At 71.1% G+C, this 13,801-nt stretch carries 13 protein-coding genes; 12 read left to right on the top strand and 1 reads right to left on the bottom strand.

Features of this window, described 5'->3' with window-relative positions; genetic code table 11:
- The first annotated feature begins 47 nt into the window (after positions 1–47).
- From AC1DJH_RS06615 to bioD, 11 genes are all read left to right on the top strand, one after another.
- Positions 48–2,372: a helicase C-terminal domain-containing protein gene (locus AC1DJH_RS06615; RefSeq protein WP_478185167.1), complete on the top strand. Its 2,325-nt coding sequence runs from the start codon at positions 48–50 to the stop codon at positions 2,370–2,372.
- Complete coding sequence (locus tag AC1DJH_RS06610; RefSeq protein WP_478185166.1) at positions 2,369–3,079, top strand: alpha-ketoglutarate-dependent dioxygenase AlkB; 711 nt, start codon at positions 2,369–2,371, stop codon at positions 3,077–3,079. Before AC1DJH_RS06615 ends, AC1DJH_RS06610 begins: the two co-directional genes overlap by 4 nt.
- Positions 3,080–3,361: 282 nt before the next feature.
- Positions 3,362–4,387 carry an acyl-CoA dehydrogenase gene (locus AC1DJH_RS06605; protein ID WP_478185165.1) on the top strand — a complete coding sequence of 342 codons (1,026 nt, stop codon included), beginning with the start codon at positions 3,362–3,364 and terminating at the stop codon, positions 4,385–4,387.
- Positions 4,375–5,133, top strand: coding sequence for a PIG-L deacetylase family protein (locus tag AC1DJH_RS06600; RefSeq protein ID WP_478185164.1), 759 nt, complete (start codon positions 4,375–4,377; stop codon positions 5,131–5,133). The genes AC1DJH_RS06605 and AC1DJH_RS06600 overlap by 13 nt, the downstream gene beginning before the upstream one ends.
- Entirely contained in the window at positions 5,130–5,759 is a 630-nt protein-coding gene (locus tag AC1DJH_RS06595) for a class I SAM-dependent DNA methyltransferase (RefSeq protein ID WP_478185163.1), read from the top strand. The genes AC1DJH_RS06600 and AC1DJH_RS06595 overlap by 4 nt, the downstream gene beginning before the upstream one ends.
- The gene (locus tag AC1DJH_RS06590; protein WP_478185162.1) at positions 5,756–6,466 is read left to right on the top strand and encodes a glycosyltransferase family 2 protein; all 711 of its coding nucleotides are present in this window, start codon (positions 5,756–5,758) and stop codon (positions 6,464–6,466) included. The genes AC1DJH_RS06595 and AC1DJH_RS06590 overlap by 4 nt, the downstream gene beginning before the upstream one ends.
- Before the next feature lie 124 nt (positions 6,467–6,590).
- Positions 6,591–6,902: a plasmid stabilization protein gene (locus AC1DJH_RS06585; protein WP_435486834.1), complete on the top strand. Its 312-nt coding sequence runs from the start codon at positions 6,591–6,593 to the stop codon at positions 6,900–6,902.
- Positions 6,903–6,924: 22 nt separating this feature from the next.
- Positions 6,925–7,791: an NmrA family NAD(P)-binding protein gene (locus tag AC1DJH_RS06580; protein WP_478185161.1), complete on the top strand. Its 867-nt coding sequence runs from the start codon at positions 6,925–6,927 to the stop codon at positions 7,789–7,791.
- A 297-nt stretch (positions 7,792–8,088) separates the two neighbouring features.
- The gene (bioA, locus tag AC1DJH_RS06575; RefSeq protein WP_478185160.1) at positions 8,089–9,471 is read left to right on the top strand and encodes an adenosylmethionine--8-amino-7-oxononanoate transaminase; all 1,383 of its coding nucleotides are present in this window, start codon (positions 8,089–8,091) and stop codon (positions 9,469–9,471) included.
- Positions 9,455–10,708, top strand: coding sequence for an 8-amino-7-oxononanoate synthase (gene bioF, locus AC1DJH_RS06570; RefSeq protein WP_478185159.1), 1,254 nt, complete (start codon positions 9,455–9,457; stop codon positions 10,706–10,708). The genes bioA and bioF overlap by 17 nt, the downstream gene beginning before the upstream one ends.
- Positions 10,705–11,439 (top strand): dethiobiotin synthase, encoded by a 735-nt coding sequence (bioD, locus tag AC1DJH_RS06565; RefSeq protein ID WP_478185158.1) that lies wholly within the window; start codon positions 10,705–10,707, stop codon positions 11,437–11,439. The genes bioF and bioD overlap by 4 nt, the downstream gene beginning before the upstream one ends.
- Here the strand turns inward: bioD and AC1DJH_RS06560 are convergent.
- The gene (locus tag AC1DJH_RS06560; protein ID WP_478185157.1) at positions 11,422–12,474 is read right to left on the bottom strand and encodes an aldo/keto reductase; all 1,053 of its coding nucleotides are present in this window, start codon (positions 12,472–12,474) and stop codon (positions 11,422–11,424) included. The genes bioD and AC1DJH_RS06560 overlap by 18 nt on opposite strands.
- Before the next feature lie 218 nt (positions 12,475–12,692).
- Between AC1DJH_RS06560 and AC1DJH_RS06555 the strand changes: the two genes are divergently transcribed.
- Positions 12,693–13,697, top strand: a complete 1,005-nt coding sequence (locus AC1DJH_RS06555; RefSeq protein ID WP_472111855.1) for an AraC family transcriptional regulator — start codon at positions 12,693–12,695, stop codon at positions 13,695–13,697.
- The last annotated feature ends 104 nt before the right edge of the window (positions 13,698–13,801 follow it).

Raw genomic sequence — 13,801 nt, 5'->3', positions numbered from 1 at the left:
GTGAGGCATGCTTCGCTATACTGTAATTTCATACAGTTTCAAACGAGATGGGCCCCGTACCCTCCACCCCGCCAGCCGCGGCACCGCCTGTCGCGCACGTCGTTTCCGTCAAGGCCCTGTGCGCCTTCGGCGCGAAGGCGGGCGACCTCGACCTGCGCTTCGTGCCCGCGCCCAGCGCGCAGGAAGGCATGGCCGGCCATGCGCTGGTGCAGAACCGGCGCGGCGACGGGTACCAAAGCGAGGTCGGGCTCGACACCACCTGCGGCACGCTGCGGGTGCGCGGGCGGGCCGACGGCTACGAGGTGCGCCGGGGGCAAGCCGCCCGGGTCGAGGAAATCAAGACCTTCCGCGGCGACTTCGACGCCATTCGCGGCAACCACCGCGCCCTGCACTGGGCGCAGGCCCGCACCTATGGCTGGATGCTCTGCGAACTGCACGGCCACGAAGAAATGACCGTGGCGCTGGTCTACCTCGACCTGGCCAGCGGCGACGAAACCGTGCTCGAGGAGCACCACACCCGCGACGCCTTGCGCGCGCACTTCGAGTTGCTGTGCGACCGGTACAGAGCATGGGCTGCCAGCGAGGCCGGGCACCGCGGCGCGCTCGACCAGGCCCTGGCCCGGCTCGAATTTCCGTACCGCGCATTCCGCACCGGCCAGCGCGAACTGGCCGAGGCCGTCTACCGCGCGGCCGTGAACAGCCGCTGCCTCATGACGCAGGCGCCCACCGGCATCGGCAAGACGCTGGCCACCATCTTCCCGCTGCTCAAGGCGCGGGCCGCCGGCAAGATCGACAAGATCTTCTTCCTCACCGCCAAGACCTCCGGCCGCCCGGTGGCGCTCGATGCGTTGCGCGTGCTCGACAAGGGGCCGCACGACGACAAAGGGGCCGGCCGGCTGCGCGTGCTCGAACTCGCGGCCCGCGAAAAGGTCTGCGAATACCCCGACCGCGCCTGCCACGGCGACGCCTGCCCGCTGGCCAAGGGCTTCTACGACCGCCTGCCTGCCGCGCGCGCGCAGGCCGTGCAGGTGGCCTGGCTCGACCGGCAGGCGCTGCGCGACATCGCGCTGGCGCACGCGGTCTGCCCGTATTTCCTCGCGCAGGAAATGACCCACTGGGCGGACGCCGTGGTGGGCGACTACAACTATTACTTCGACAGCAGCGCCTTCCTCTACGCCACCATGCGCGACGCCGACTGGCGCGTGGCCGTGCTGGTGGACGAGGCGCACAACCTGCTGGAGCGCGCGCGGGGCATGTACACCGCGGCGCTCGAAGGCGCCGCGCTCGAGGAGGCCCACCGCGCGGCGCCCGCGGCCCTGCGCGGGCCGCTGGCCCGGCTGTTCCGCGAATGGGACACCGTGCAGCAGCCCCAGCAGGCCGACTACGAAACCGGCGACGAGATTCCCGAGCGCTTCCTGCGCACCCTGCAGGCCGCCAACACCGCCATGGCCGAGTACTTCGCGGAAACACCCGACGCGTCGCAGGGACCGCTGCAGCGCTTTTTCTTCGACGCGCTGCACTTCGCCCGGCTGGCCGAGGCCTTCGGCGACCACTCGGTGTTCGAGCGCACCTTGGGCGCCGCGCAGCAGGACCGCACCCTGGCCATCCGCAACCTCGTGCCCGCGCCGTTCCTGGCCGCGCGCTTCGGCGACGCGGTGTCGGTCACCTGTTTCTCGGGCACGCTGTCGCCCTTCGGGTTCTACCGCGACGCGCTCGGCCTGCCCGAGGACACCGCCTTGCTCGACGTGGCCTCGCCCTTCACCAGCCAGCAGCTGCGCGTGGAGGTGGCCATGCACGTGTCCACGCGCTTTCGCGACCGCGCGGGGTCGCTGCGCCACGTGGCGGACATCATCGGCGCGCAGTTCGAGCGCACGCCCGGCAACTACCTGGCCTTCTTCAGCAGCTTCGACTACCTCGACAAGGCCTGCGCCGCCTTCTCGCAGCGGCACCCCGGCGTGCCGGTGTGGACGCAGACGCGCGGCATGCGCGAGGACGACCGCCACGGCTTCATCGCGCGCTTCGAAGAGGGCGGACAGGGCATCGGCTTCGCGGTGCTCGGCGGCGCGTTCGGCGAAGGCATCGACCTGCCGGGCAGCCGGCTCATCGGCGCCTTCGTGGCCAGCCTGGGGCTGCCGCAGTACAACGCGCTCAACGAGATCACGCGCGAGCGCATGCAGACGCGCTTCGGCAAGGGCTACGAGTACACCTACCTCTACCCCGGCCTGCAGAAGGTGGTGCAGGCCGCCGGCCGCGTGATCCGCACCGAGGAAGACCGCGGCGTGCTGCACCTGCTGGACGACCGCTTCGCGCGCGCCGAGATCCGCGAACTGCTGCCGCGCTGGTGGCACGTGCAGCTGGCGGGAGGCGCATGACCGCGCGCGCCGCCAGACGCCTCGAACATGCCGGGCAGCCCGACCTGTTCGGCCAGTCGCCTGTCGCAGCCATCGAAGGCCTTCGCTACGAAAACGGCTTCCTGTCGCGCGAAGAAGAAACCGAGCTGCTGCGCATCGTGCAGGGCCTGCCGATGAAGGAGATGCGCTACAAGGACTACACCGCCCGGCGGCGCGGCATCGGCTTTGGCGGCAGCTACGACTTCGACACCCACCAGCTCAAGCCCGGCGCGCCGTTGCCCGAGCGGTTGCACCCGCTGCGCGACAAGGCGGCCGCCTGGGCCGGCATTGCGCCCGAAGAGCTCACGCACGCGCTCATCGCCGAGTACCGCCCAGGCACGCCGCTGGGCTGGCACCGCGACGTGCCGGACTTCGAGCACATCGTCGGCGTCTCGCTGCACGGCGATGCGGTGATGCAGTTCAGGCCGTACCTGCCGGGCGCCGCAGCCTCGGGGCCACCCACGCTCGAATTCCTGATCGAGCCGCGCTCGGTGTATGTGCTGCGCGGGCCGGCGCGCTGGGCATGGCAGCACGCCATTGCGCCCACCGAGGGCCTGCGCTACTCGATCACGCTGCGGACGCGGTCCGCGCGGATGAATCGGCGGGCGGGTGGGCGCGCTTCCGACGCTTCTGGCGCGCCCATGGTCCTGGCGGCTGGAACACCTCCGCCGCCACCGACCGATCCCTGAGCCAGGCGTCATACACCTCCTCGCGCTGCGCCGGGCATCTTGTGCATGCGGCGCTTGCCGCGTCATTCGTACCTCGGCACAGCGCCGGCACAGTGCCGTGCTCAGGCCGCAAAGCAGCGCGTTCTCGCGGCCGCGCCATCACGGCTGCGACCGCTCACGCTCGCCGCCTGTGGGAGTGGGCCGACCCTGCGTGTCGTCCAGGGCGCGTGGCGGCTCGGCTCCTACAAGGCGCGACGCTGACTGCCGACGAGCGCGCCTGCACGGCATGCCTAACTTCAAATCATGTTCGATCCCGACCCCGCCGACGTCCTCACACCCCTGATGCTTCGGCATGGCCGAGGGCTGTCGCTCAGCCACCTCGTCGAAGCGGGCATCGATGTGCTGCCGCGCCCCGGCTCGGGCCGCACCTTGGCGCGCTGGCGCGTGCTGGCCGCCGTGGCTGCGCACGACCTGTCGCTGGTCAAGCTTTTCGAAGGGCACACCGATGCGCTCGCCATCCTGGCCGAGCTCGGCGGTGCCCCCCTCACGCCGACCGGCGCGCGCTGGGGCACGTGGTGCGCCGAGCCGCCCAACGCGAAGGTCGTGTTCGAGCCGGCCGATGCAGGGCAGGGCATCCGCATGCACGGCACCAAGGCCTGGTGTTCCGGCGCGGCCAGCGTCACTCACGCGGTCGTCAGTGGCTGGAACGCGGCCGGCGAGCCCTGCCTGGCGGCCGTGTCCATGACCGAGCCCGGCGTGCGCGTCACCGGCGAAGGCTGGCATGCCGTCGGCATGGCGGGCAGTGCGAGCGTCGATGTCCGTTTCGACGGCGCGCGCGCCGTGCAGATCGGCCAGCCCGGCGACTACGTGCGCCGACCCGGCTTCTGGCAGGGCGGCGCCGGCATTGCCGCGTGCTGGTTCGGTGGCGCACTGGGCATCGCGCGCCAGGTGCGCAAGGGCACCGGTCCCAAGGCCGACGCCCACCGGCTCGCGCACCTCGGCGCCATCGAGGTGGCGCTCGGCGGCGCCGCGGCGCTGTTGCGCGAAGCCGCCGAATGGATCGACCGCCACCCGCAGGACGACGCCCAGCGCGTCGCGATGCGTGCTCGCCTGGCCGTCGAGCAGGCCGCGCTCGAGGTGATGCACCACGCCGGCCGCGCGGTCGGTGCCGGCCCGCTGTGCCGCGACCCGCAGTTTGCGCAGGCCATGGCCGACCTGCCCGTGTTCCTGCGCCAGAGCCACGCCGAGCGCGACCTCGCGGCGCTGGGCCAGTTGGCCGTTCAAGCCATTCAAGACAACGATGAGGAGACTCCGTCATGGACCCTGTAGAGCGCCGAGCCATCCGGGGCGAAGGCACCACCGAAGCCGAATGGCACGGCTGGCCTGGCCTGGCCCAGTTGCCTGCCATCGACCTGCGTTCGCTGGTGCCCGAGGGCTCGCGCGCGGTGGTCGTTGCGCCGCACCCCGACGACGAGGTGCTCTCGGTCGGCGGCCTGCTGGCGCAGTTGGCCGACAACGGCACGCCGGTTGAAGTAATCGCCGTCACCGACGGCACGGCCAGCCACAGCGGCTCCACCGAGTGGTCCGCCGAACGGCTGGCCCAGGCCCGCCCGCGTGAAAGCCTGTGCGCCCTGCGCCGGCTGGGCCTCGCCATCGAGCCCGCGCGGCTGGGCCTGCCGGATGGCGGCCTCAAGGACATGCGTGCCTTGCTGGCGGCGCAGCTCGTGTCGCTGCTGCGACCGGGCGATGTCGTCTTCACTACCTGGCGGCAAGACGGCCACCCGGACCATGAGGTCACCGGGGAGGCCTGCGCGCTGGCCACAGCCAGCACCGGGGCGCGACTGGTCGAGGTGCCCGTGTGGGGCTGGCACTGGTCCCGCCCCGGCGACAGCCGCATGCCATGGAAGAGCGCCTTTCGCCTGCCGTTGAGCGCCGAGGCGGTGCGCCGCAAGCGCGCGGCCGTGCAGGCCTTTACCAGCCAGCTGCAGCGCGACGCGTCCACCGGCTCCGGACCCGTGCTGCGCGCCACCACGGTCGAGCGCGCCGCGCGTCCTTACGAAGTGGTGTTCCTGTGAGCACCAACGCCGAACAGGACCAGGGACAGGGACAGCGGCCGTACTTCGACGCCCTCTACGCCGCCAGCGACGACCCCTATGTCTCGCGCCAGCGCTGGTACGAGGCCCGCAAACGGGCCGTGCTGCTGGCCGCCTTGCCGCAGGCGCGCTTTCGCCGGGCCTACGAACCGGGTTGCGGCATCGGCGAACTCACGCTCGCGCTCGCGCCGCGCTGCGACGCGCTGCTGGCCAGCGACTTCACGGCACAGGCCGTTGCGCTGGCCCGCGAGCGCACCAAGGCGCTGCCCCAAGTGCAGGTCGCGCGCCACACGCTGCCGGCCGACTGGCCACACGACGCCGGCGGCTTCGACCTGATCGTGCTCAGCGAGGTGGGCTACTTTTTACAGCGCAGCGACATGCAGCGCGTGGCCGAGTACTGCGCACTCTCGCTGGACGACGGCGGCACGCTCGTAGCCTGCGACTGGCGGCCCGACTTCGCGCAGCGCAGCCTGTCCACCAACGACGTGCACGGCATCCTCGCCGAGCTGGGCCTCGCACGCCTCGTGCTGCACGAGGAAGACGACTTCGTGCTGCAGGTGTGGTCGCGCGACGCGCGCTCGGTGGCGCAGCGGGAGGGCATCCGGTGATCGGCGTCGTCATTCCCGCGCACAACGAGTGCGAGCGCATCGGCGCCGCGCTGGCGGCCGTGCAGCTGGCGGCGGCGCACCCGGCGCTGGCCGGCGAAACGGTGGAGGTGGTGGTCGTGCTCGACAGCTGCAGCGACGCCACCGAAGACGTGGTGCTGGCGCACGGCGTGGCACGCCTGTCGCTGGCCGCGCGCAACGTGGGCATTGCCCGTGCACGCGGGGCCGAGCTGTGCATCGACGCCGGCGCGCGCTGGCTCGCGTTCACCGACGCCGACACCGTGGTCTCGCCCGACTGGCTGGTGATGCAACTGGCGGAGCAGGCCGACGCGGTATGCGGCTGCGTGGACGTGGAAGGCTGGCAAGCGCACGGCGCCGAAGGCGAGCGCGTGCGCTCGCGTTTCGACAGCCGCTACACGCACGCCGACGGCCACCGCCATGTGCACGGCGCTAACCTGGGCGTCGCGTCGGAGGCCTACCGCCGCGCCGGCGGCTTCGCGCCGCTGGCCTGCAGCGAAGACGTGGCGCTGGTGGAGTCGCTGTCGGCCATCGGCGCGCGCATTGCCTGGAGCGCCGGCCCGCGCGTCACCACCAGTGCCCGTACCGACGCGCGTGCTCGCGGCGGCTTCGGCGACACGTTGCTGGCCATGGTGGCCTCGCTGTCACCGGTGCCGGTGCCCTTGCTCATGGTCGGGCGCGCGCTGCCGTAACCGGGACGCCCTTGGCAGAAAGCGCCCGCGACGGACAAGGCTGACGCGCAACGCGTGCGTCTTCTTACCTGCGGCGCGCGCCGCGCTCGCAGCATGAAGTTTTCCAACCACCAGGAGCCATGCCATGCCAGGAGGCGACAAGTCGTCCTACACGGACAAGCAGAAACGCGAGGCCCGGCACATCGAGAAGGGCTACGAGCAACGCGGTGTCGGCAAGGGCGAGGCCGAACGCCGCGCGTGGGCGACGGTGAACGCCGAGACTGGCGGCGGCAAGAAGAGCGGCTCCGGCCGCGGCAAGGCCGAGAACCACGCGCCGGCACGCAAGGGCGGCCACCTGGGCGGCGCCGCCGCGGCGAAGCGCACGGCGGCCGAACGCTCGGCCTCCGCCAAGAAGGGCGCCGCCACGCGCAAGCGCAACGCCGAGACCCGCGGCTGACGCGGCTGAGGCAGGAGATTCGATGCACATCGTTCTCGGCGCCACCGGCCATGTGGGCTCGGCACTGGCCCAGGCGCTGCTGGGCCACAACGAACCCGTGACCGTGGTCACGCGCGACGCCCGCAAGACGCAGGCGCTGCAGACCAAGGGCGCGCGCGTGGCCGTGGTCGACGTGCTCGACACGGCAGCGCTGCACCGGGTGTTCCTCGGCGGCACCCGGCTCTTCGTGCTCAACCCGCCGGCCGCCCCGTCGACCGACACGGTCGCCGAAGAGCGCAGGAGCCTGCAGGCCATCCTGGCGGCGCTCGAAGGCTGCAAGCTCGAGCAGATCGTCGGCGAATCGACCTACGGCGCGCAGCCCGGCGAGGCCGTGGGCGACCTGGGCGTGCTGTACGACATGGAGCGGGCGCTCGGTGCGGGCACCACACCGTTCAGCGCCATTCGCGCGGCCTACTACATGAGCAACTGGGACGCCTCGCTGAAAACGGCGCGCGACGAAGGCAAGGTGCACAGCATGTACCCGCCCGACTTCAAGCTGCCGATGGTGGCGCCGCACGACCTGGGGCAGTTCGCCGCCAAGCTGATGCTGGGCCCGCCGGCGCCTTCGGGGCCGCACTATGTCGAAGGGCCGGAACGCTATTCGGCGGCGGATGTGGCCCAAGCTTTCTCCAAAGCGCTCGGGCGTCCGGTCACTGTGCAAGAGACGCCACCCGCGCAATGGGCGCAGGCGTTCAAGGCGCTGGGCTTCTCGGACGTCGCGGCCAAGTCGTACATGGCCATGACGCGCATCACGCTGGAACAGCGCTACGCGTTGCCCGACAAGCCGGAGCGCGGCGTGGTGACGCTGCGTGAATACATCCGCGCGCTGGTCAACAAGAGTCCGCGCTGAACGCGCGGTTGAAACACGCCACGAGGCATGTCCGAAAAGCAGGTTCATCGCGCCAACATCGTGAAAACCGGACATTCGTGACCTGTTTCTGACGTCAGCCGGACAACTTGCGTTTTCCCGCCAAGGCCGGCCGAAACCCGCCAACGCGCTTCTTCGGCGAGGTGTTGCCGAACGCGGGCGCTACGCCCGCAAACGTCGCTCAACCGGCCTTGATTCCGCCGCGGTTTCCGGCGTTTGCCGCGCTCCGGATGCACCGATACGATCCCGCGCCTTGCCCCTGAAAAAAGGACTGCGCGGGTGCCTCCAACGACTGCTTTTTCCCCTGAATCCAATGCCGGCTGGCAGCAGCGCAGCCGGCGCCACGTCTGGCACCCCTGCACCCAGAGCATCCGCCTCGACGCCGTGCCGCCCCTGCCGATCGCGCGCGGGCAGGGCGTCTGGCTGTTCGACGCCGAGGGGCGCCGCTACATGGACGCCACCAGCTCGTGGTGGGTCAACCTCTTCGGCCATGCGCACCCGGCACTCAACGCCGCGCTCAAAGACCAGCTCGACCGGCTGTCCCACGTGATGCTTGCGGGCTGCACGCACGCGCCGGCCGTGGAACTGGCCGAACGCCTGTCCGCGCTGACGGGGCATTCGCTCGGCCATTGCTTCTATGCGTCGGACGGGGCTTCGGCGGTGGAGATCGCGTTGAAGATGAGCTTCCATGCCTGGCGCAACGCGGGCCGGGGGGGCAAGCAGCGCTTCGTGGCGTTGAGGCAGGGCTACCACGGCGAGACGCTCGGCGCCCTGCACGTGACCGACGTGCCGGTGTTCCGCGATGCGTACGCGCCGCTGCTCGCGCAGGCGAACCTCGTCGCCTCGCCGGATGCGCGGCATGCGCGGCCGGGCGAAGACGCCGCCGCCGTTGCGCACCGCGCCGCCGATGAACTCGAAGCCTTGCTGGCCGACCGGCACGAGACCATTGCCGCCGTCATCGTCGAGCCGCTGGTGCAGTGCGCCACCGGCATGGCGATGCACGACCCCGCCTACCTGCGCCGCGTGCGCGCCCTGTGCGACCGCTACGGCGTGCACCTCATCGCCGACGAGATCGCAGTGGGCTGCGGGCGCACCGGCACCTTCTTCGCCTGCGAGCAGGCCGGCATCTGGCCGGACTTCCTGTGCCTGTCGAAGGGCATCAGCGGCGGCTACCTGCCGCTGGCGCTGGTGATGACGCGCGACGCCATTTACCAGAGCTTCGTCGACGACGACGTGGCGCGCAGCTTTCTGCATTCGCATTCGTACACGGGCAATGCGCTGGCCTGCCGCGCGGCGGTGGCCACGCTGGACCTGTTCGAGAGCGAACGCGCCCTGCAGCGCAACGCAGGCCGGGCGGCGCGGTTGCTGGCGCGCTTGCGCAAGGGGCTCGAAGGGCAGCCGGTCGACCACCTGCGCCAGCGCGGAATGATCACCGCCTTCGACGTGCGCGAACCCGGCGCGCGCTTTGCCGAACGCTTTCACATGGCGGCGCGCGCGCACGGCCTCTTGATGCGCCCGCTCGGCCCCACCGTCTACCTGATGCCGCCCTACGTGATCGGCGACGACGAGATCGACCGGCTGGTCGACGGCACCCTGGCCACGCTGAAAACGGTGGCGGCCACGCGCGACAAACAAGGAGCCTGCGATGTCGCGCTTGCTTGACCGCCTGCAAGGCGAAATGGCCGCGCTCGATGCACAGTCGCTGCGCCGCCGCCGGCATGTCGCCGAGACCGCCTGCGCGCCCCAGCAGACGCTGACGCTGGCCGGCGCCACGGCCTCGCGCGCCATGCTGTGCTTCAGCAGCAACGACTACCTGGGCCTGGCCGCGCACCCCGCGCTGGCCGATGCCTGGGCCGAAGGCGCGGCGCTGTACGGCACGGGCAGCGGCGGTTCGCACCTCATCCTGGGCCATTCGCGGGCGCATGCGTCGCTCGAGGAAAAGCTCGCCGGCTGGATGGCGCCCTTCATTCCCGAAGTGCAGAGCCTGTTCTTCTGCACCGGCTACATGGCCAACCTGGCGGTGCTGTCGGCGCTGGGCGGGGCCGAGGCGGCAATCTTCTCGGAGTCGCTCAACCACGCCTCGCTGATCGACGGTGCGCGGCTGGCCAAGGCACGGGTGGAACGCTACCCGCACTGCGACGTGGCCGCGCTGGACGCGCAGCTTTCTGCCTGCAAGGCGCCGGTCAAGCTCATCGTGAGCGATGCGGTGTTCAGCATGGACGGCCACATCGCGCCGGTGGCCGAGTTGCTCGCGCTGGCCGAGCGGCACGACGCCTGGCTGGTGCTCGACGATGCGCACGGCTTCGGCGTACTGGGCGCCACGGGGCGCGGCGTGCCGGAGGCGCTGGGCCTGCGTTCCGAGCGGCTGGTGCTGGTGGGCACGCTGGGCAAGGCGGCGGGCGTGTCGGGTGCGTTCGTGGCGGCGCACCGCACCGTCATCGACTACCTGGTGCAGCGCGCGCGGCCGTACATCTTCACCACGGCCGCGCCGCCGGCCGTGGCGCATGCGCTGCTGGCGAGCCTGGCATTGATCGAGGGCGAGGAGGGCATGCGGCGCCGGGCGCGGCTGCAGGCGCGCATCGCGCAACTGCGCCAGGGCCTGCAGGCCGTGTTGCCTTCGGACGGCAGCGCGTGGCTGGCACCGTCGCCCACGGCGATCCAGCCGCTGATGCTGGGCGGCAACGCGCGTGCGATGCAGGTCATGGCGCAGCTCGACGCAGGCGGCCTGCGCGTGGGCGCGATCCGCCCGCCGACCGTGCCGGCCGGCACCGCGCGGCTGCGCATCGCGCTGTCGGCCAGCCACAGCGAGGCCGATGTCGCGCGGCTGGTCGATGCGCTGGGTGAGGCGATCGCGCAGCTTTCGCACACGCAGTCTTACGTGGAACAGGAGCCCGCATGACGCGCCGCCACTGGTTCGTGACCGGCACCGACACCGGCATCGGCAAGACGCTGGTCAGCAGCGCCATGCTGCACCTGCTGGCCGGCTCGGGCCTGCGTGCGGTCGGCATGAAGCCCGTGGCCGCAGGGCTGGAAGACGTCGACGGCGAGTGGCGCAACGAAGACGTGGAACGGCTGGCCGCGGCCGGCAACGTCGACGCGCCGCTGGCGCTGCGCTGCCCGTACCTGCTGCGCGCGCCGATGTCGCCGCACCTGGCGGCGAACGAAGAGGGCGTGCGCATCGCCTTGCCGCCCATGCTCTCGGCCTTCACGGAGCTCGCGGCGCGCGCCGACGCGGTGGTGGTCGAAGGCGTGGGCGGGTTCTGCGTGCCCTTCGGCGACGACCTCGACAGCGCCGACCTGGCCGTGGCGCTGGGCCTGCCCGTGGTGCTCGTGGTCGGGCTGCGGCTGGGCTGCCTCAACCATGCGCTGCTGACGGCCGAGGCCGTTCGCGCGCGTGGCCTCGTGCTGGCGGGCTGGGTGGCCAGCGTGGTCGAGCCGTCGATGCTGGCGCCGCAGGCCAACCTGCAGACGCTGCGCGCCCGGCTCGGCGCACCGCTGCTCGGCGTGGTGCCGCACCTGCAGCAGCCCGACGCGGCGCAGGCGGCCCGCCACATCGACCTGCGGGCCTTGCGCGGCACGGCGGTTCATGCCGTCCGCCGCGCGCAGGCGTTGTCAGCCGCGCTGGCCTGATTCCGCCAGCCGCTTGGCCCGAGCGCCGCCCTGGCGCTCGAGCATCCAGCCCGGGTACTCGGCGGGCAGGGCGCTCACCTTGTCCAGCGCGGCCAGCTCGTCGCCGGTCAGCTGAATGGCGGTGGCCGCGATGTTGTCGTCCAGCTGCTCGACGCGCTTGGCGCCGATGATCACGCTGGTCACCACCGGCTGGTGCAGCAGCCAGGCCAGCGCGATCTGCGCGACCGACACCTTGCGCGCATCGGCCAGCTCGCGCATCACGTCGATGCAGTCGTAGGCGCGCTCCACGTTCACGGGCGGAAAGTCGAAGGTGGCGCGGCGGCTGCCTTTTTCGGCCTCGATGTCACGGCCGAACTTGCCGCTCAGCAGGCCGCCGGCCAGCGGGCTCCACACCATCAGGCCCACGTTCTCACTGCGCAGCATGGGTGCCAGCTCGCGCTCCAGGTCGCGCCCGGCGATTGTGTAGTAAGCCTGCAGCGACTCGAAGCGCGCCAGCTTGTCGCGCTCCGCGATGCCCAGCGCCTTGGTGATCTGCCAGGCGGCCCAGTTCGACACGCCCACGTAGCGCACGTGGCCGTGGCGCACCAGGGTGTCCAGCGCGTGCACGGTCTCCTCGATGGGCGTGAGCGGGTCGAAGCCGTGGATCTGGTACAGGTCGATGTGGTCGAGCTGCAGGCGCTTCAGGCTGGCCTTCACGCCGTCCATGATGTGAAAGCGCGAGGCGCCGGCCGAGTTCAGGCCCTTGCTGCCGGTTTCGCCCAGCACCTTGGTGGCCAGCACGAAGCTGTCGCGCGGGGCCTTCAGGTTCTTCAGTGCCTGGCCGGTGATGATTTCGGACTGCCCATCGGAGTACACGTCCGCCGTGTCGATGAAGTTGATGCCGGCGTCCATCGCCTTGCCGATCAGGCCCTCGGCCTCGGACTGCTGCAGATTGCCGATCTGGCCCCAGATGCCCGTGGAGCCGCCGAAGGTCATGGTGCCGAGGCACAGTTCCGACACGAGGAGGCCGGTGCGGCCGAATTTGCGGTGTTGCATGGAGAAATTCCTTTGCTTGGGGAGGTATGGCGGGGCGTTGCGGGCAAGTATCCGGCCGCCACGTGGCGGGCGGCGAGCGCGTTCCTGCAAAGTCTTTGCCTATTTCTCCAGATGACGCCCGCAGCGCGTGCGCTTACGCGGGAGCGGCGCTAAGCTGCAAACGCTCGATCCTCCATGGCGGCCACCCGGTGGCGCCCTCCATGACAAGGCCCCTGGACATGCCAGAAGAAACAACCGAAATCTCCGCGCTCGGCGCCGGCATCGCCGAACCGATGCCGCTGGAGCCCGAGCTGGACGAAGCCCGCAAGGAGCTGGTGCAGCTGCTCAACCACATCACGCAGGGGCAGGACGGCACCATCGTCACCGCCGTGCCCGGCCTGCAGGTGTTTCGCATCAGCAAGCCCGACGGCCCCAAGCACGCCTTCGCCAGCCCGGCGCTGGGGCTCATTGCGCAGGGCTCCAAGCGCATCATCGTGGGCGACGACATCTACGTGTACGACCCCATGCACTACCTGGTGACCTCGGTCGACCTGCCGGTGTGCGGCCATGTGCGCCTGACCAGCGAGCACGAGCCCTACCTGGGCGTGCGGCTGGAGCTGGCCGTGGACGAGATCGGCGAGCTCATCGGCGACGAGAAGCTGCCCGCCAAGGCCAGCAACGCGCCCGCGTCGCGCGGCCTGTACGTCAACCGCATCGCCATGCCGGTGCTCGAGCCGGTGCTGCGCCTGCTGCGGCTGCTCGACACGCCGGAGGACGTGCCCATCGTCGCGCCGCTCATCAAGCGCGAGATTCTCTACCGCCTGCTGGTCAACGGCGAGGGCGCGCGGCTGCGCCAGATTGCACTGCAGGACAGCCACACGCAGCGCATCACCAAGGCCATCAGCGCGCTGCGCGTCAACTACGCGCAGTCGCTGCGGGTGGAGGACATGGCGCGCGCGGTGCACATGAGCGTGTCGTCGTTCCACCACCATTTCAAGGCCGTGACCGCGATGAGCCCGCTGCAGTACCAGAAGCAGCTGCGTCTGCAGGAGGCGCGCCGCCAGATGCTGCTCACCGGCGCCGACGTGGCCTCGGCCGCGCACAGCGTGGGCTACGAAAGCCCTTCGCAGTTCGCGCGCGAGTACGGCCGCATGTTCGGTGCGCCGCCGCTGCGCGACAAGCGCCGCTGGCTCGGCGAGGCGGGCAACGACGCGCTGGGCGCCGCTTCGATGGAAGCGGCGTAGCAGGTTCTCCGGGTTCCACCGGCAGGTTCGAAGTGCGCGCGCGTCCTGCAACGGGTCGCGCGCGTGTCCGGCGGCGAGCGGGCACGGCGTGGCGACACTGCGGT

Source organism: Variovorax sp. 10N412 (genome assembly GCF_056394985.1).
Note: the sequence above shows the minus strand (reverse complement) of the source record. Positions and strands in the feature narration are given on the sequence as shown.